The organism is Exiguobacterium sp. R-39, from assembly GCF_049942815.1.
In the GTDB taxonomy this organism is placed as follows: domain Bacteria; phylum Bacillota; class Bacilli; order Exiguobacteriales; family Exiguobacteriaceae; genus Exiguobacterium_A.
The window spans coordinates 2,713,444-2,730,042 of sequence record NZ_CP187965.1 but is presented as its reverse complement, the minus strand read 5'-3'; the positions used below and the strand labels follow the sequence as shown (position 1 = coordinate 2,730,042).

19 protein-coding genes are annotated in these 16,599 nt (G+C 49.5%); 18 read left to right on the top strand and 1 reads right to left on the bottom strand.

Features of this window, described 5'->3' with window-relative positions:
- Window positions 1-8 precede the first annotated feature (8 nt).
- The 7 genes from ACP26N_RS14200 to wecB all read left to right on the top strand — a co-directional run bounded on the left by ACP26N_RS14200 (window position 9) and on the right by wecB (window position 6,845).
- Entirely contained in the window at window positions 9-680 is a 672-nt protein-coding gene (locus ACP26N_RS14200; protein ID WP_255508384.1) for a response regulator transcription factor, read from the top strand.
- Window positions 677-2,047: a HAMP domain-containing sensor histidine kinase gene (locus ACP26N_RS14195; RefSeq protein WP_426354214.1), complete on the top strand. Its 1,371-nt coding sequence runs from the start codon at window positions 677-679 to the stop codon at window positions 2,045-2,047. The genes ACP26N_RS14200 and ACP26N_RS14195 overlap by 4 nt, the downstream gene beginning before the upstream one ends.
- A gap of 70 nt (window positions 2,048-2,117) precedes the next feature.
- Window positions 2,118-3,149, top strand: a complete 1,032-nt coding sequence (locus ACP26N_RS14190; RefSeq protein ID WP_426354212.1) for an ABC transporter permease — start codon at window positions 2,118-2,120, stop codon at window positions 3,147-3,149.
- Window positions 3,146-3,790: an ABC transporter ATP-binding protein gene (locus tag ACP26N_RS14185; RefSeq protein ID WP_131502400.1), complete on the top strand. Its 645-nt coding sequence runs from the start codon at window positions 3,146-3,148 to the stop codon at window positions 3,788-3,790. The genes ACP26N_RS14190 and ACP26N_RS14185 overlap by 4 nt, the downstream gene beginning before the upstream one ends.
- Before the next feature lie 106 nt (window positions 3,791-3,896).
- On the top strand, window positions 3,897-4,874 hold the full coding sequence (locus ACP26N_RS14180) for a hypothetical protein (RefSeq protein WP_214855900.1): 978 nt from the start codon (window positions 3,897-3,899) through the stop codon (window positions 4,872-4,874).
- Window positions 4,875-4,950: 76 nt separating this feature from the next.
- The gene (gene upp / locus ACP26N_RS14175) at window positions 4,951-5,580 is read left to right on the top strand and encodes a uracil phosphoribosyltransferase (RefSeq protein WP_012371551.1); all 630 of its coding nucleotides are present in this window, start codon (window positions 4,951-4,953) and stop codon (window positions 5,578-5,580) included.
- Window positions 5,581-5,708: 128 nt separating this feature from the next.
- Window positions 5,709-6,845, top strand: a complete 1,137-nt coding sequence (gene wecB, locus ACP26N_RS14170; RefSeq protein WP_426354209.1) for a non-hydrolyzing UDP-N-acetylglucosamine 2-epimerase — start codon at window positions 5,709-5,711, stop codon at window positions 6,843-6,845.
- A gap of 357 nt (window positions 6,846-7,202) precedes the next feature.
- Here the strand turns inward: wecB and ACP26N_RS14165 are convergent, their stop codons facing one another.
- Window positions 7,203-7,994, bottom strand: a complete 792-nt coding sequence (locus ACP26N_RS14165) for a pentapeptide repeat-containing protein (protein ID WP_214855906.1) — start codon at window positions 7,992-7,994, stop codon at window positions 7,203-7,205.
- A 647-nt stretch (window positions 7,995-8,641) separates the two neighbouring features.
- On the opposite strand from ACP26N_RS14165, the gene ACP26N_RS14160 reads away from it, so the two are divergent.
- The 11 genes from ACP26N_RS14160 to ACP26N_RS14110 all read left to right on the top strand — a co-directional run bounded on the left by ACP26N_RS14160 (window position 8,642) and on the right by ACP26N_RS14110 (window position 16,372).
- Window positions 8,642-8,860, top strand: coding sequence for an AtpZ/AtpI family protein (locus tag ACP26N_RS14160; RefSeq protein WP_012371548.1), 219 nt, complete (start codon window positions 8,642-8,644; stop codon window positions 8,858-8,860).
- Complete coding sequence (locus ACP26N_RS14155) at window positions 8,857-9,243, top strand: ATP synthase subunit I (protein WP_012371547.1); 387 nt, start codon at window positions 8,857-8,859, stop codon at window positions 9,241-9,243. Before ACP26N_RS14160 ends, ACP26N_RS14155 begins: the two co-directional genes overlap by 4 nt.
- 8 nt (window positions 9,244-9,251) lie before the next feature.
- A complete protein-coding gene (atpB, locus tag ACP26N_RS14150) occupies window positions 9,252-9,995 on the top strand; it encodes a F0F1 ATP synthase subunit A (RefSeq protein WP_026827347.1) in 744 nt (247 codons plus the stop codon).
- 75 nt (window positions 9,996-10,070) lie between these two features.
- Window positions 10,071-10,283: a F0F1 ATP synthase subunit C gene (gene atpE / locus ACP26N_RS14145; protein WP_012371545.1), complete on the top strand. Its 213-nt coding sequence runs from the start codon at window positions 10,071-10,073 to the stop codon at window positions 10,281-10,283.
- Window positions 10,284-10,420: 137 nt separating this feature from the next.
- A complete protein-coding gene (atpF, locus tag ACP26N_RS14140) occupies window positions 10,421-10,954 on the top strand; it encodes a F0F1 ATP synthase subunit B (RefSeq protein WP_131502396.1) in 534 nt (177 codons plus the stop codon).
- Complete coding sequence (locus tag ACP26N_RS14135; protein WP_131502395.1) at window positions 10,954-11,487, top strand: F0F1 ATP synthase subunit delta; 534 nt, start codon at window positions 10,954-10,956, stop codon at window positions 11,485-11,487. Before atpF ends, ACP26N_RS14135 begins: the two co-directional genes overlap by 1 nt.
- 19 nt (window positions 11,488-11,506) lie before the next feature.
- Entirely contained in the window at window positions 11,507-13,015 is a 1,509-nt protein-coding gene (atpA, locus tag ACP26N_RS14130; protein WP_012371542.1) for a F0F1 ATP synthase subunit alpha, read from the top strand.
- Window positions 13,016-13,072: 57 nt separating this feature from the next.
- Window positions 13,073-13,924 carry an ATP synthase F1 subunit gamma gene (gene atpG, locus ACP26N_RS14125; RefSeq protein WP_012371541.1) on the top strand — a complete coding sequence of 284 codons (852 nt, stop codon included), beginning with the start codon at window positions 13,073-13,075 and terminating at the stop codon, window positions 13,922-13,924.
- Between the two features lie 35 nt (window positions 13,925-13,959).
- Window positions 13,960-15,378: a F0F1 ATP synthase subunit beta gene (gene atpD / locus ACP26N_RS14120; RefSeq protein ID WP_114597335.1), complete on the top strand. Its 1,419-nt coding sequence runs from the start codon at window positions 13,960-13,962 to the stop codon at window positions 15,376-15,378.
- Between the two features lie 26 nt (window positions 15,379-15,404).
- Entirely contained in the window at window positions 15,405-15,818 is a 414-nt protein-coding gene (locus ACP26N_RS14115; RefSeq protein ID WP_012371539.1) for a F0F1 ATP synthase subunit epsilon, read from the top strand.
- A 320-nt stretch (window positions 15,819-16,138) separates the two neighbouring features.
- Window positions 16,139-16,372: a DUF1146 family protein gene (locus ACP26N_RS14110; protein WP_012371538.1), complete on the top strand. Its 234-nt coding sequence runs from the start codon at window positions 16,139-16,141 to the stop codon at window positions 16,370-16,372.
- Window positions 16,373-16,599: the final 227 nt, after the last annotated feature.

The window sequence follows — 16,599 nt, the reverse complement described above, 5'->3', positions numbered from 1 at the left end:
AGTGAAGGATGATGAAGATTTTAGTCGTGGAAGATGATCTGCATATTCAGCGACTTGTCCGGGAGACACTTGAAGCGGACGGCCATCAGATTGTCGCGACGGCGGACGGGAACGAAGCGGCCCGATGGATGGACGACCAACTGTTCGAAGCAGCCGTGCTGGACGTGATGGTGCCGGGACGAACCGGTTTTGAATTGTGTACCTTGTTGCGGGAAAGTCATGAAATTCCGATTTTGATGCTGACAGCTCTCGGAGAACTGACCGATAAACGTGACGGTTTTTCATCGGGAGCGGATGATTACATCACGAAACCCTTTGATCCGGAAGAACTGGTTTTCCGTCTGCATGCCGTTGCCCGGCGGTATCAAAAAGCCGTTGTCCCCATCATACAATTTGGTGAGGTTACGATTGATAAACAGAGCCAGCAGCTGACGATCGGAACGACCCGGTTGACGATTCCCCGCCGTGAGTTCGAATTGTTGCACCAATTGGCCAACTTTCCGGGACGGGTCTTCAGCCGGGAAGAATTGATCGAACACGTCTGGGGACTCGACTTCATGGGGGACGACCGGACGGTTGACGTCCATATCAAGCGACTGCGCAAACGACTGCAGGAGACGGACGCAATCAAAATCCAGACTGTCCGCGGTCTCGGATACCGGTTGGAGGCGACGGCATGAAATCGTTGTATGTGAAAATTGTCGGGCTCGTCTGTCTGGTTCTGCTCGTCTCCGCATTGATTGCCTTATTGATCAGTAATGTCTTGTATTACACCGTGTGGCAAGCTTCTTACAGTCAGAAGGTAGAAGAGGCGGTCGAGACATCGTTCGCTTATTACGAACGACACGGGGACCGGCGTGTCGATTCGTTTTACGAGATGCTCAGTGCGACCGGCTTTCAACTTTATGTCGTGTCGGAATCCGGACAGGTCAAGCGGTACGGGAATCCGTTCCGTAATGAGACAATCGCACCTGCTGTCATTCAATCAGTGCAAGAAGGACAGGTCTATCAAGGGATGCGGGACTACCCGTTCCATTTGTTCCTGCTTGGATTGTTTGATAATGAAGTCATCAATACGTACGGAACGTCCTTAGAAACGGATACGGGGACGGATGCCGTGTTCATTCGTCCGGACTTAAGCCGGCAGATTCGTGAGTTGCATCTGTTCGTCGGTGCGTTCCTGGCGTTACTCGTCCTGCTCAGCTTCCTGCTGCTCGTCTTTTCGATCCGTTACCTGGTGCGTCCGATCAAACGATTGACGACGGCGACGGAACGGATGACGACGGGGGATTACTCGATTTCGGTCGCGACGACCGGGCAAGATGAAATCGGGGAATTATCGCGACGGTTCGACGAGATGGCGCAGGCCGTTGCCAAGTCGGACGCCGAACGAAAAGCATTCGTCGCCAATGTCTCACATGAATTCCAATCACCACTGACGACAATCAGAGGATACGCCGGACAACTCGACCGGTCTGTGCGACCCGAAGACCGGTCGAAATTAAGGACAATCGGACAGGAAGCGACACGAATGGCCGAATTGACCCGTCAATTACTGACCTTGGCCCGGCTTGACGAGGGGCGTCCGCTGAGACGCCAGCCGATTCAGCTCATCCAGTCGATTCAGGCGACACTGGAGACACTTCGTTATCAGTTGGACGAACGTGGAGTGGCCGTCGCACTCGATGCATCGGATGATCCGGTGATTCGTGCAGACGAATTGGCGCTGGAACAGATTTTTCAAAATCTGATTCGAAATGCCTTACATGTCTCGGGGGAAGGCGACTTGATTACGATTCAAGTCGACACACAAGCGGATTCCGTCATCGTTCAGATCAAAGATCAAGGACCGGGCATGACGGAGCAAGTAATCGCTCATGCCTTCGAACGATTTTATCAAGGTGATGCGTCACGCGGGACGAGCGGAACCGGTCTCGGACTGGCAATCGTCAAGGAAACGATGGATCAATTGGATGGACAGATTCGAATCGAGTCGATTCCGGATGCGGGAACGACGATTGTGCTGACTTTTGTAAGTCAGGACTGAGTCGTTCATGTTCCGTTCATCTTTCACCTCTACAATCAAACCTGTAACGTACAAACAGGAGGGATGAAAGATGAAGATGGGATGGCGTGAATTGATTCGGATGCGACAACGCTTCTTCTTGATGGCAATCGTGACGACGTTGATCGTCTTGTTGATTTTAATGATTTCCGGACTGGCCGACGGACTGGCTTATGACAATGGAGCGGTTGTCCGCAACTTGCCGATCGAGCAGGTTGCCTTGAGTAAAGATGCGGAAGGGCAGCTGACACGATCCTTTTTGGAACGGACGGATCAACCGGTGGCGACGGAAGCATTAGGTGTGCAAAACATGGTGCTTGAAAAGAAAAATGGGACAAAAGAAGATGTGACGGTGTTTGCTTCTCCGAGTGATACGCGTTACGGACCGCAGCAATTAGCGGACTTAAAGGACGGTCAAGTCCTGGTCGATCGACAGTACGCCGAACAGAGCGGCACGAAAGTCGGCGATTCGGTCACGGACTTCCGGACGAAACAGACGTTTGAAATCGTCGGTACGGTCAACGACGGACGCTACAGCCATGCACCGGTCGTCTGGATGACGATTTCGACATGGGATGCCTGGCAAAAAAAGATGGACTCGAGTTATGTCTCGGCATTCATCAGCCGGGATTCGATTAAAACAAAGCTTGCGACGTATACGAAACAGCAAATCGTCGAACAAGTGCCGGGTTACGCGGCGGAACAAAACTCGTTCCAAATGATGCGGCTCGCACTCATCATCATCGGTTCGTTGATTTTGACGGCTTTCTTTTACATCTTGACGATGCAAAAAATGAAACAACTTGGTATCTTGAAGGCAATCGGGATTCGGACGCGGACGATTGGGCAAGGACTCGTCCTACAGGTTTTCCTGCTGACGGTCATCTCGTTTTCAGTCAGTCTGCTTTTGACTTGGACGGTCGGACAATTGTTGCCGGACGATTTACCATTCCGGTTTGAATGGACGACCAGTCTGCTGTATGGTGGGCTGATTATCCTGATGGCTTTGCTGGGCGGTCTGATTCCGTTGCGTGCTTTGAGAAAACTGGAACCGGCTGATGCGATTGGAGGAATGACAGGATGATTAAGCTGACAGATGTCGAACAAACATATGGTGCGATGAAGGTGTTGCAACACGTCTCGTTCGAAGCCCGGGAAGGAGAATTGATTGCGCTTGTCGGACCGAGCGGCAGCGGGAAAAGTACGTTACTCCAATTGCTGGGGCTGTTGCAGACACCATCCGCCGGTCTGATTCAATTTGATGGAAGTCCGCTTGGAGATACGTCGGATGAAGGACGGCGCCGGATGCGCCTTGAGGCAATCGGCTTTATTTTTCAGGAATCCCATCTTGTACCCTTCTTAACAGCAGCGGAACAACTGGAGCTCGTTGCGGAAGAAGCCGGACGAACGATTGATGCAGCAGCTCAGCTGGAAGTGTTCGGATTACGTGAGAGACGTCATCACTTGCCGCACGCTTTATCCGGTGGAGAACGGCAACGGGTGGCGATTGCCCGGGCGCTTGTCAATGATCCGCGTCTCGTTCTGGCGGATGAACCGACGGCGAGTCTTGATTATACGAATGCCCGACAGGTGATGGAGTTGTTGCAGCGACAGGCACATGAGCACGGCAAGACGGTCATCGTCATCACCCATGACGAACGGATGCTGACGTATTGTGACCGTGTCTTACGGATGGAAGATGGCCAGATTCAAGAAATCAATTAAAACGGGATACTGCTCTGACTTTTGTTTTCGCACGAAAAATAAAAGTTGGAGCAGTATTTTTGATATACTGAACTGAACACGAATAATTTAAGGGTGGATTTAAACGATGGACTTATCTAAATTCATACGATCGGAACTAGAGACGATTAATACGGCACACATTACGAAATGGTTGGAAGATAAAAGTTTATCAAAACGTGACTATAAACGATTGGTTGAAGATTTTAAAGCCATTGTCATCATGGAACAAGCCGGTTTTTATGAACAGGCCGATGCACGGTTCATGCAGTGGAAACCTCTTCCGTTACCGGCAGAGATTTACCGTTACCGATTGGCGATTGCGGGAAAAATCGGTGGGAAACGATTGGCCCGAAAACGTTTTTCGGCATATCCTTCTGTTGTACAAAATCATTCGCAACTGAAGTCATGGAAAAAAAATCTTCGGAGCAATCCGTTGTGGTTAGGTGGACTAGTCGTAGCCGGCCTATTAGCAGTCGGCATTACGCAAGTTGATTTTTCCGAGGAAGCTCCGTCTAAAAAAACTTCCGAACAAACGAACGTTGAACAAAAGCTTGCGTCTTTAGAAAAAGAAGTCGAACAGCTGAAACAAAAAAATGAGAAGCTGGCGGCATCTGAAGAAAAAAAGACGGAAACAAAAAAAACCAAAGCCGATCAATCGAAAGAAACGGAACAAGAGGAGCCGCAGGCGTCAACGAAGGATCCTGAGCAGGCCCTTCAGGAGGCAGTTTCTTCCGTTCAGTCCAAAGAGTATGAAACGGCGAACCAATTGTTGACCGGAAAGGTCCTGACGAATAAAGAAACAGCCGGTATGGCGCGTTTCTACAAATTGATTGCAGCCGGAAAGCTGAAAGAAACGAAACAAAGTGACTACCTGGCCTACCGGAATGATTTTCCGGAATCCGGTTACATGAGTGATGTCTTATGGATGCAGGCTGTTTACGAACAAAAAAATAAAATTGGTAATTACAAAACGACATTACAGGAGTTAGCGAAACAACCGGACAACGAATGGTCATATGCTGCGAAGGCAATCCTTCAAGGGAAGAGTACGCTGGGAGATTGATTCGAAGAAAACAGTTCCCAAGCAGTCGCTTTTTGGAGTACAATGCGAAAAGAGAATGGAGAGGAGATGCAAAACAATGAGTAAAGTACATGTATTTGATCACCCATTGATTCAGCACAAGATGACGATCATGCGTAAAGTCGAAACAGGAACGAAACAATTCCGGGAGCTTGTCGACGAAGTGGCTTCATTGATGGCATATGAACTCACGCGTGATCTTCCACTTACTGACGTTGAAATCGAGACACCGGTCACGAAAACGACGCAAAAAATGATCGAGGGTAAGAAACTGGGAATCGTTCCGATTCTTCGTGCAGGTCTTGGGATGGTGGACGGCATGCTTCGCATGATGCCGAACGTCAAAGTAGGACATATCGGTCTTTACCGTGATCCGGAAACACTTGAGCCGACGGAATACTATCTCAAATTACCGACAGACGTCGCAGAACGTGATTTCGTCGTCGTCGATCCAATGCTTGCGACCGGCGGTTCTGCTGCTGACGCAATCTCCTCTTTGAAAAAACAGGGTGCACAAAGCATTAAGCTGGCTTGCCTCTGTGCGGCACCTGAAGGCGTCAAACGCATTCAGGAAGAACATCCGGATGTCGACATTTATCTCGCGGCACTCGATGAGAAATTGAATGACCATGGTTACATCGTTCCTGGACTCGGGGATGCGGGTGACCGTCTGTTTGGTACGAAATAATCAGCAGACTGAAAGGCGCTTCCTGTGAAGGGAGCGCCTTTTTTTGTACGAGTTGCCACAGGTGTGAACTGCGCACGTGACATGGAATATGTTTTAATAGGAGCAGAAGCAAGAAGGAGGAAGTCTGTATGCCCATCAAAGTCATGCCGATTTTCGGCACGCGACCGGAAGCCATCAAAATGGCACCGCTCGTCAACGTCTTAAAGAACAATCCTGCGTTTGACGTCCATGTCACGATTACGGCCCAACACCGGGAGATGCTCGATCAAGTATTGGAGCTGTTCGAGATTACACCGGATCACGATTTGAACATCATGAAAGCGCGGCAGACCTTGGTCGATATCACGACACGCGGTCTCGAGGGACTCGATGCTGTCATGAAGGAAGTCAAACCGGATCTCGTCCTTGTCCATGGCGACACGACGACGACGTTCGTCGGCAGTCTCGCTGCCTACTACAATCAAATCGCCGTGGGACATGTCGAAGCCGGACTCCGTACATACAATAAGTACTCACCGTTCCCGGAAGAAGTGAACCGGCAACTGACCTCGACGCTGGCCGATCTGCATTTTGCACCGACCGAGCAGGCGGCAGTGAATCTGGCGTCGGAAAACAGACACGCGGGCGTTTTCGTGACCGGGAATACGGCGATCGATGCCCTGCAAACGACGGTCCAGACAGATTATATGCATCCCGTTCTAGAAAAGATCGGTTCGAAGCGACTTGTCCTGATGACGGCGCACCGGCGGGAAAATTTAGGTGCGAAGATGCACCAGATGTTCCGGGCGATCCGGCGTCTTGTCGACGACCATCCGGACATTCATGTCGTGTATCCGGTTCACTTGAATCCTGTCGTCCAGGAGGCGGCGAGTGACGTATTCGGAGGACACGACCGCATCACCTTGATTCCGCCGCTCGACGTCTTTGACTTCCATAACTTTGCGAGCCGGGCGCACCTTATCTTGACGGATTCCGGCGGCGTCCAGGAAGAAGCTCCGTCACTCGGTGTGCCGGTTCTTGTCTTACGCGATACGACCGAACGTCCGGAAGGCGTTAAAGCGGGAACGCTGAAGCTGGCCGGAACGGATGAAGAAACAATCTATCGTCTCGCGAGTGAGTTGCTCGAGGACGAAGCAGCGTATAACAAGATGGCCCAGGCTTCAAATCCTTACGGAGATGGTCATGCTTCCGAACGGATTGCAGCGGCGATTCTGGAACATTTTAATCAGGATGCGGAGTTTGAGCCGTTTAAAGTCGAAAACTGACGAAAGTTTAGACATACAGCAAAGGACCGATGTCCCCGTCACAAACGGAGGCACCGGTCCTTTTATGGAATCCAACAGATCATCTGTTCCAAAGATGGACGTACGAACGATGTGTCAACAGTCCGAGTGAACGTCCTCATTTCATGCGACTCCTGCAGGGAAAAGCGCGTTTTTTGCGCTGTCAGAGACAAACAAGACCCGGTTTCCTGACCACAGGTGCAGGAAAGCTGGCTTGTGTCTCGCCTGCGGAAAGCGAATGAGGAAGAGGGCGGAACACCTGTGACGATAGAATGACGCATTATCTTTGGGAAAGAGACGGCACTTCTTTTGGACAATAATTAATACCCCATTGTTCCCTTACGCCCAGTGCGAAGGGCGGAGCAACCGTTCCGGAAGGCGTGTCTTCGTATTGCCTTGCGCCGCATTGACCTGCGCTTGCGTCAAAAACAGCGCGTCGGTCAGATCGGCTCCTGCCAACTGACAGTCACGCAGGTCGGCACCGAGGAAGTTGACGCCACGCAACCGGCTGTTCGATAAGTTCGTCGCGAGCAAAAACTGTCCGCGGACACTTATGCCGGAAAAGTCCTGTCCTGCAAGATTTTTCCCAATCCAGTCGCGGGGAAGTGGGCGTCTGCTCGTCCCTGAAAACGGTGTTTGAACCAGTCCTTCGATTTTTGCAAGGAGCGGTAGCAATGTTGCCCGTACCTGATCGAGATCGAGTGCCGCAAGCTCGTCCGGAGAAGAACCGGTCATTGCATCCAGTTCAGCCAGCTTATTTTCTAGCAGATGATGAATCGAGCGGGTGGCTGGCCGGATGCCGTCTGTCAGGTACCACATCATTTCCTGCAGATGGACCATCTTCGGATACAGGGCGTACATGACCGGTTTTGTCGTCTCATCGTACACGCCGGAAAATGTCACTTGCGAAATCTGTTGTCCGGCACCAAAGCAGTCATAAACGGTACATCCTTTATACCCGCTCGGGCGCAAACGGTCATGAATCCCGCAACGGTAATCAGCATCTAAATTCCGGCATGGTGTCGCTTCCGGTTTGTTGTGACCAAAATCGCTTGAGGCGGAAAAAGCGAGTGCCGTACAACACAATCCGAAGCAGTCCCCGCACTGAACTCGAAAGCGTTCGGTTTCCATTCTCTTCACATCCTTTTGATTTGTTCATGTCACTTCTTTTTACCATATGTAGACAATCATTTTCAAATCATAATCAACGAGTAAACGAGCAGTGGTTCCACTCAAATGGAAGAACTAAATATATGATTTTTGTAAAAAAACAGCTGCACTATGACCTTGAAAGCAGCAAATCATCCGTGAATTTTTAAGCTGTGACAAGGCACACACGAAACGAATTGGAAATCGTCTGCGGGCTTTGTTACAAACAGATGTCAGAGGGGTTTTCGTGTCCCGAAACGGAAGCGTTTACAATTGTGAAGAAAAAATGTTTTTTCACAAAATCGACACAAATCAAATTTAGACGACTTGTTTCTCATTACGAAAGACGATATAACGTTACTGTTCAATGGTTTTGTTCACCTAGTGAACCATCTCGATAAACGTTGATAGTACTACATATTTTCTTCACATCTTCGTGAAAAGAGTGCCGGGGGAGACCTCTGTGAAAACCTTATCAATTGTTGATATACAATGGTTTCGACGGTCCATTTTAATTGTGAATTCATTTGACTATGAAATGGTTCTCATTGTATTCTTGACTAGTATGAAAATCCGCAAATTGTGGGAAAGAAAAAGAACTCACAACTGGGAAAAGGGGGTCGTCTCTAGTGCGCCAAAAAGGGCTCGCGACGAGTATGGTCATGGCCTCGCAAATTTCGACGGCACTAGCCGCACCGATCGTCATCGGCTTTCTTGTTGGGAACTATGGGGAACAGCAGGACTGGTGGCAAAAGATGGGCGCGACGTTTGCAGTGTTCATCGGGATTTTCATCGGAATTCTCTGCATGATCGCAATGATCAGGCACTTGTTAGGAGACAAGACATGAATATCATCCTTCAAGATGCGTTGTATCGTGCGTACTTACGATGGTTTGGACTCTACTATGGAATCCTTGCCGTTCTGTTACTTGTCGGTTATCCGAGTGATCCGGTGATTTATGGACTGGCGCTGGGTGGGGCAGGTAGCTTCATGATCTTGACGCTGCAACGATTAAGCGTCGATCGAATGTATCGTGTAATCGAGCGTGGGCGCAAGCCGATGTCTCGAGGGACCGTATCACGCATGGCGGTCGCGGTACTCTGTGTGATGATCGGCTTGAAGTATGAAGCCGAATTGTCATTAACTGCGGTGGTAATAGGCCTTCTCGCCGGCCACGTCATACAATTTTGTGAGTATTTTACTCACGAACTTAAGCGGGAAAAGAGGTGAATAATCAAATGAACCACGAAATGCCACTTTACGAAATCCCACTCTGGGGCGACTTCGTTCTGTACGGTAGCTGGACAAACTTGATCACAGTGCTGATTGCAGCTGCTCTCGTTTTCCTGATTGCCGTGGCCGGTACGCGACGTCTTGTGATGAAGCCGACCGGTGCTCAAAACGTGATGGAGATGTTCCTCGAGTTCGTTCGCGGAATCATCAGCAGCACGATGGACTGGAAAACAGGGGGTCGCTTCCTAACTTTCGGAATGACACTGTTCCTGTTCATCATCGTGTCCAACTTAATGGGTCTTCCCTTTAACGTTGTGACGGGTCACTACATTTGGTTCAACTCACCAACTGCAGATCCGTATGTGACACTTGCACTTTCATCTATGGTAGTGGTCATGAGCCATTATTACGGTGTGAAAATGCGCGGCTTCGGCTCGTATGCGAAAACGTTTATGACGCCGATGTTTATTATTACCATCATCGAAGAATTCGCAAACACGTTGACACTTGGTCTTCGTCTTTACGGTAACATCTTCGCGGGTGAGATCATGATTGGTATCATTCTCTCGATCGGTATCATCTCTGGAACGAACGATTTCCAATTCCTCGGACCAGTCGGTGTCATCCTGTCAGCGATCCCAATGTTGATCTGGCAAGGATTCTCACTCTTCATCGGAGCAATCCAAGCGTATATCTTCCTTATCTTAACGATGGTTTACATCGGGCATAAGGCAGCGCACGACCATTAATTCGAAGGTAAAGCATCTGCTTTTCCGATAATCGCACGACCAAATTTCGAACACAATCTAGGGAGGCAATTCATAATGGAACTTATTGCAACAGCGATCATCATCGGACTCGGCGCACTCGGCGCAGGTATCGGTAACGGTCTTATCGTAAACGGTACAGTATTAGGACAAGCACGTCAGCCAGAACTCAAAAACGAACTTCGTCAAACAATGTTCATCGGTATCGGTCTCGTTGAGGCACTTCCAATCATCGGTGTAGCGGTCGGTTTCCTTCTCCTCAACTCTTAATCCGTATTTAATTTTACGTACCAAGAACTGAGCTACATAGGGCGTTATTCGTTCCACTAGAGTGAACCGTCATGGGGGCTGCGGCTCCCTTATGTAGATATTAGAAGTAGGACCAACCACGAGGGGAGTGTAATCGAATGAATCTCACGTATCTTGCGGCAGAAGCAGGCGGCGAAGGTAGTCACCTCTTACTTGCTAACATGATCGTCACGATCGTCGTTTTCCTCTTGCTCCTCATCCTCTTGAAGAAATTCGCATGGGGCCCGCTCGTCAACATGATGAAAGCGCGGGAAGAGCATGTGGCTAGCGAGATCAATTCGGCTGAAAAAAGCCGGAAAGACGCTGAAGTCTACGTAGAACAACAACAAGCAGAACTCAACAAGGCACGTACGGAAGCACGTGACCTGTTAGAAGCATCACGCCGTCAAGCTGAGGCGGAACAAGCACGTGCGATGGAGCAGGCACGTGTCGAAACAGAATTGAGCAAGGAAGAAGCTCGCCGTGCAATCGAACGTGAACGCGCTGAAGCACAAGCTGCTTTGAAGAACGATGTTGCTCTTCAAGCAATCGCTGCAGCACGCCACGTCATGAAAACACAGCTTGCGACAGACGAAGCGGCACAACGTGCACTCGTCGACCAATTCCTCGCTGACACTAAGGGCACGAACTAATGCGTGACCACGTAGCGGGACGCTACGCAAAAGCGCTCTTCGATCTTGCACTTGAGCACCATGTGCTCGAACAAGCAGAAGCTGATGTGCGAACGCTCGGCGAAGTGCTCCACGCAACACCAGAGCTCGCATCGGTTTTAGGAAACCCGTCGATTTCTGCAGAAGAGCTGAAGCAAGTCCTTCATACGAGCTTCACAGGCTTCAATACGATTGTCTTAAATACGATCCTCGTCATGGTCGAAAACGACCGGGCACCGGAAGTATTGTCATTGCCGGAGCATTTCATCGCGTTGTTGAATGAGCACCGTAACGTTGCAACAGCAATCGTGACAAGTGCATACAAACTGTCGGACGAAGAACTCACGAACGTGAAGGAAACGTTTGGCCAAAAATCAGGAAAAACGCTTGAAGTAGAAAATGTTGTTGATACGAACGTAATCGGCGGACTTCGTGTTCAAATCGGTTACACGACATATGATGGCACGATCGAAACGAAACTAACGCGACTTGAGCGTGAGCTGTTAAAAGCGTAAGAAAATAGGGGTGAAACGCATGAGCATTAGAGCTGAAGAAATCAGCGCCCTGCTTAAAGCGCGTATCGCGCAGTACGGTTCTACGATGGAAGTGAACGAGACAGGTACAGTCATCCAAATCGGTGATGGTATCGCTCGTGCACACGGACTCGACAACGTCATGTCGGGAGAGCTCGTAGAATTCGCTAACGGCACAATGGGCTTGGCGCAAAACTTAGAAGAAGGCAACGTCGGTATCATCATTCTTGGTGACTATCTTGAAATCAAAGAAGGCGACTCTGTTCGCCGTACGGGCCGCATCATGGAAGTACCAACAGGAGACGCACTCCTCGGACGTGTCGTCAACCCGCTTGGTATGCCAATCGATGGTCTTGGTCCAATCGAAACAGAACACTATAACCCGATCGAGCGTAAAGCTTCTGGTGTTATGGCACGTAAATCGGTTCACGAACCACTTCAGACGGGAATCAAGGCAATCGATGCCCTCGTTCCAATCGGTCGTGGACAACGTGAGTTGATCATCGGTGACCGTCAGACGGGTAAAACGTCAATCGCCATCGATACGATCATCAACCAAAAAGAAGAAAACATGATCTGTATCTACGTCGCAATCGGACAAAAAGAATCAACAGTCCGTGGTGTTGTTGAAACACTCCGTAAAAACGGTGCACTTGATTACACAATCGTCGTTTCGGCAGCAGCTTCACAGCCGGCGCCACTTCTTTACCTCGCACCATTCGCTGGTGTAGCGATGGGTGAACACTTCATGGATCTCGGCAAGCACGTTCTTGTCATCTATGATGATCTTTCAAAACAAGCAGCGGCATACCGTGAGCTTTCGCTTCTTCTGAAGCGTCCACCAGGCCGCGAAGCCTACCCGGGTGATGTCTTCTACCTTCACTCACGTCTCCTTGAGCGTGCAGCGAAATTGAACGACGGACTTGGTGCAGGTAGCTTAACAGCTCTTCCATTCATCGAGACACAAGCGTCGGATATCTCGGCTTACATCCCGACAAATGTTATCTCGATCACGGATGGTCAAATCTTCCTTCAATCGGATCTCTTCTTCTCAGGTGTCCGTCCAGCGATCAACCCGGGTCTCTCGGTATCGCGTGTAGGTGGTTCGGCTCAAGTGAAAGCGATGAAGAAGGTAGCGGGTACGCTCCGTCTTGACCTCGCTTCTTACCGTGAGCTCGAAGCCTTTTCACAGTTCGGATCTGACCTTGATAAAGCGACACAATCGAAGCTTAACCGTGGTGAGCGGACAGTAGAGGTTCTGAAACAGGACCTTAACCAACCGTTGACTGTCGATAAGCAAGTCATCATCATCTATGCCTTGACTCGTGGTCACCTTGATGATGTTGCCGTTTCAGATATTCGTCGTTTTGAAAAGGAACTCAACCTCTGGCTCGATCAAAACCGCAAACAACTTTGCGACGAGATCCGTAAAACAGGTAACCTTCCAGCTGACGAAGAAATCGTTACTGCAATCTCAGAATTTAAGAAAACGTTCCAGCCGACTGTCTAAGGGATTTCTCTTAGACTCGGCGGAACACTCTTGATACTAACAAGGTGGTGAATCGAAATGGCATCGTTGCGCGAGATACAAATGCGGATCAACTCGACGAAAAGTACGAAACAGATCACGAAAGCGATGAACATGGTTTCGGCGTCGAAACTGAACCGCGCTCAAGCACATAGCGCGAAGTTCCAGCCTTACATGCTGAAAATGCAGGAAGTGCTCGGAACCATTGCGAATGGCACGACAGGTGCTAGCCATCCGATGCTCGAAAAACGTCCTGTCAAAAAGACAGGATATATCGTCATCACATCGGATCGCGGCTTAGCTGGTGCATATAACGCCAACGTGCTGCGTGAAGTCTACCGGGAAATCAATGAAAAGCATACTACGGACAGTTACGTCTTGTTCGTGGTCGGTAAAGTCGGTGTCCAGTTCTTCCGTTCACGCGGAATCACGGTCACGGATGCGATCACAGGACTAAACGATTCTCCTTCGTATGTCGATGTCGCAGAAATCGTGAAGCGTACAGTGAGTGCGTTCACGCTCGGCGAAATCGACGAACTCAAGCTGTGCTACAACCACTTCATGTCTGTCATCAGCCAGGAAGTGAAAGTCGAAACCCTTCTCCCGCTCGGAGAAATCGAAGCTTCGTCTTCGACGACTTATGAGTACGAGCCAAGCGAGGAACAAATCCTGGCTGAACTCCTTCCGCGTTATGCGGAGAGCTTGATTTTCGGTGCGCTTCTTGACGCGAAAGTAGCAGAACATGCGTCACGTATGACAGCAATGCAAAGTGCGACAGATAACGCAGATGACTTGATCGGTCGATTGACTCTCGTCTACAACCGGGCTCGACAAGCTGCAATCACGCAAGAAATCACAGAGATCGTCAGTGGAGCCGCTGCCCAGCAGTAATCCACTCGGCGTAATGATAGCTAGGAGGAAACACGATGAACGAACTCGGTTTAAAAGGCCGCGTCGTCGCGGTCATGGGACCTGTCATCGACGTTAAGTTCGACGGACACTTGCCGAAGATCTACAACGCGCTTCGTATTCAATATACGCCGCAAACAGTAGAAGAAGTGGCTATCGACTTGACGCTTGAGGTCGCCTTGCACCTTGGTGACGACGTCGTCCGTACCATTGCGATGGATTCTACGGATGGTGTACGCCGTGGAGTGGAAGTACTGGACACTGGTGCTCCAATCTCGGTACCTGTCGGAGAAGCAACGCTTGGTCGCGTCTTCAACGTACTCGGTAACCCAATTGATGAAAAAGAACTCGATGCAAGCGTGGAACGTCTTCCGATCCACAAAAAAGCACCGACGTTTGATAACCTTTCAACAAAAGTTGAAATCCTCGAAACAGGAATTAAAGTCGTTGACTTACTCGCTCCTTACATCAAGGGTGGTAAGATCGGTCTCTTCGGTGGTGCCGGTGTAGGTAAGACCGTCCTCATCCAGGAACTGATCAACAACATCGCGCAAGAGCACAGCGGTATCTCGGTATTCGCAGGTGTTGGTGAGCGGACGCGTGAAGGTAATGACTTGTACCACGAGATGACGGATTCAGGCGTTATCAAACAAACAGCGATGGTCTTCGGTCAGATGAACGAGCCGCCGGGCGCACGTCTTCGTGTTGCCTTGACTGGTTTGACAATGGCGGAATACTTCCGTGATGAGCAGGGACAAGACGTTCTTCTCTTCGTTGATAACATCTTCCGTTACACACAAGCAGGTTCAGAAGTATCGGCCCTTCTCGGTCGTATGCCATCTGCCGTTGGTTACCAGCCGACACTTGCTACAGAGATGGGTATGCTTCAAGAGCGTATCACGTCAACAAACAAAGGTTCGGTTACATCAATCCAAGCGGTTTATGTACCAGCCGATGACTATACTGACCCGGCTCCTGCAACGACGTTTGCCCACTTGGATGCAACGACGAACCTTGAGCGCCGTCTCTCTGAGATGGGTATCTATCCTGCCGTGGATCCACTTGCTTCTACATCACGTGCCCTTTCACCGGAAATCGTCGGCGAAGAGCATTACGGCGTAGCTCGTCAAGTTCAGGAAACACTTCAGCGTTACAAAGAACTTCAGGATATCATCGCGATCCTCGGTATGGACGAGTTGTCTGAAGAAGACAAATTGACTGTACACCGTGCGCGTCGTATCCAGTTCTTCTTGTCGCAGAACTTCCACGTAGCTGAGCAGTTCACAGGACAAAAAGGATCGTACGTCCCGGTTAAGGACACGATCCGCGGCTTCAAAGAAATCCTCGGTGGGAAACACGATGATTTGACGGAAGAAGCATTCCGTCTCGTCGGTCCGATCGAAGATGCGATTGAAAAAGCGAAGACGCTTGTCTAAGTGACAAAGCATAAGGGGGACTTGAGATGAACACACTTCATGTCAATATCGTCACCCCGGATGGCGAAGTGTATGATGGCGATGTCCGTATGGTCGTTGCGAAAACGATATCTGGTGAGATCGGGGTTCTCCCGCACCACGTACCACTCGTAACACCACTCGACATCAGCATCTTGAAGTTGCGCCACGAAGATGGCGGACGCACGTTGATCGCTATCAGCGGTGGCTTTATGGAAGTGCGCCAGGATACAGTGACGGTTCTTGCTGAAACGGCTGAAGCAGCGGATAAGGTCGACTACGACCGTGCCTCGGCTGCGAAAGTCCGGGCAGAACGTCGCCTCCAGGACACGAAATTATCAGATCTTGAGTTCAAACGCGCTGAGCTTTCATTGAAACGCGCAATCAACCGTCTCAACCTAAAAGAGTACGGTCGCGATTGATCCAAGTTAAAAGACCCGGTTTCCGTCATGGAAGCCGGGTCTTTTTTTGAGGAGAGGTCAATGATTTCCTGCAGGACAATCGCTTTCACAAATCTGTTGGGTGATTCAGGTTTAACAACGCTAAAAAAAGTAAAAGGACATATATGTGTCCTCTTCACACATTTTTCAATCTTATTATGTGGAATTTTCCATAATCATCTTTTCATAATATATTTTATAGGATAAAATAAATTATCTTGTGCCTTTTTGTTTGCGCAATCATTCATTGTATGAAATCATGGTAAGGTTGGAAAAACCTTAACAGAAGAGGTGCAGTAGCAGTGACGTCAATCGGTTTAAGTGCATTAATCAGTATGCTCGTTTATTTAACGGCGATTGTCTTCGCCTGGTGGGCACTCCTTCCAGTCAAGTGGGAGAAGTTCCTGCAGCATCCGAAAGGACCACAGGCTGTCGTCTTACGTGTGTTGCTTGCCGTTGCGCTCGGTTCGCTGATCGCTCGCTTTTTGCTCGACTATTCAGGATTCGCACAGCGTCTCCAGTTCTTAGTCGGGTGAACTTGTAACTTCGTTGTAAACCCTAAATCATCAATCTGATTTAGTATGGAACAGGATAGTATTCTTATAATGAAGAAACGTAACCATTGTAAAGCTGAAAAGTCGTGTTGGATTTGGAATGAGAGATTAACTATAGGGTGTTTCTCTTCTATCATGCGTTGGTCTTCAACTATGATGCACACCAATCGCGAATTGAACATAATAGAACAGAAACGAAAGCAGAGGAG

Excerpts from the sequence above, each read along its gene's own strand:
- ACP26N_RS14200 (WP_255508384.1), top strand. The coding sequence starts at position 9 with ATGATGAAGATTTTAGTCGTGGAAGATGATCTGCATATTCAGCGACTT.
- ACP26N_RS14195 (WP_426354214.1), top strand. The coding sequence starts at position 677 with ATGAAATCGTTGTATGTGAAAATTGTCGGGCTCGTCTGTCTGGTTCTG.
- ACP26N_RS14190 (WP_426354212.1), top strand. The coding sequence starts at position 2,118 with ATGAAGATGGGATGGCGTGAATTGATTCGGATGCGACAACGCTTCTTC.
- ACP26N_RS14185 (WP_131502400.1), top strand. The coding sequence starts at position 3,146 with ATGATTAAGCTGACAGATGTCGAACAAACATATGGTGCGATGAAGGTG.
- ACP26N_RS14180 (WP_214855900.1), top strand. The coding sequence starts at position 3,897 with ATGGACTTATCTAAATTCATACGATCGGAACTAGAGACGATTAATACG.
- upp (WP_012371551.1), top strand. The coding sequence starts at position 4,951 with ATGAGTAAAGTACATGTATTTGATCACCCATTGATTCAGCACAAGATG.
- wecB (WP_426354209.1), top strand. The coding sequence starts at position 5,709 with ATGCCCATCAAAGTCATGCCGATTTTCGGCACGCGACCGGAAGCCATC.
- ACP26N_RS14165 (WP_214855906.1), bottom strand. The coding sequence starts at position 7,994 with ATGGAAACCGAACGCTTTCGAGTTCAGTGCGGGGACTGCTTCGGATTG.
- ACP26N_RS14155 (WP_012371547.1), top strand. The coding sequence starts at position 8,857 with ATGAATATCATCCTTCAAGATGCGTTGTATCGTGCGTACTTACGATGG.
- atpB (WP_026827347.1), top strand. The coding sequence starts at position 9,252 with ATGAACCACGAAATGCCACTTTACGAAATCCCACTCTGGGGCGACTTC.
- atpE (WP_012371545.1), top strand. The coding sequence starts at position 10,071 with ATGGAACTTATTGCAACAGCGATCATCATCGGACTCGGCGCACTCGGC.
- atpF (WP_131502396.1), top strand. The coding sequence starts at position 10,421 with ATGAATCTCACGTATCTTGCGGCAGAAGCAGGCGGCGAAGGTAGTCAC.
- ACP26N_RS14135 (WP_131502395.1), top strand. The coding sequence starts at position 10,954 with ATGCGTGACCACGTAGCGGGACGCTACGCAAAAGCGCTCTTCGATCTT.
- atpA (WP_012371542.1), top strand. The coding sequence starts at position 11,507 with ATGAGCATTAGAGCTGAAGAAATCAGCGCCCTGCTTAAAGCGCGTATC.
- atpG (WP_012371541.1), top strand. The coding sequence starts at position 13,073 with ATGGCATCGTTGCGCGAGATACAAATGCGGATCAACTCGACGAAAAGT.
- atpD (WP_114597335.1), top strand. The coding sequence starts at position 13,960 with ATGAACGAACTCGGTTTAAAAGGCCGCGTCGTCGCGGTCATGGGACCT.
- ACP26N_RS14115 (WP_012371539.1), top strand. The coding sequence starts at position 15,405 with ATGAACACACTTCATGTCAATATCGTCACCCCGGATGGCGAAGTGTAT.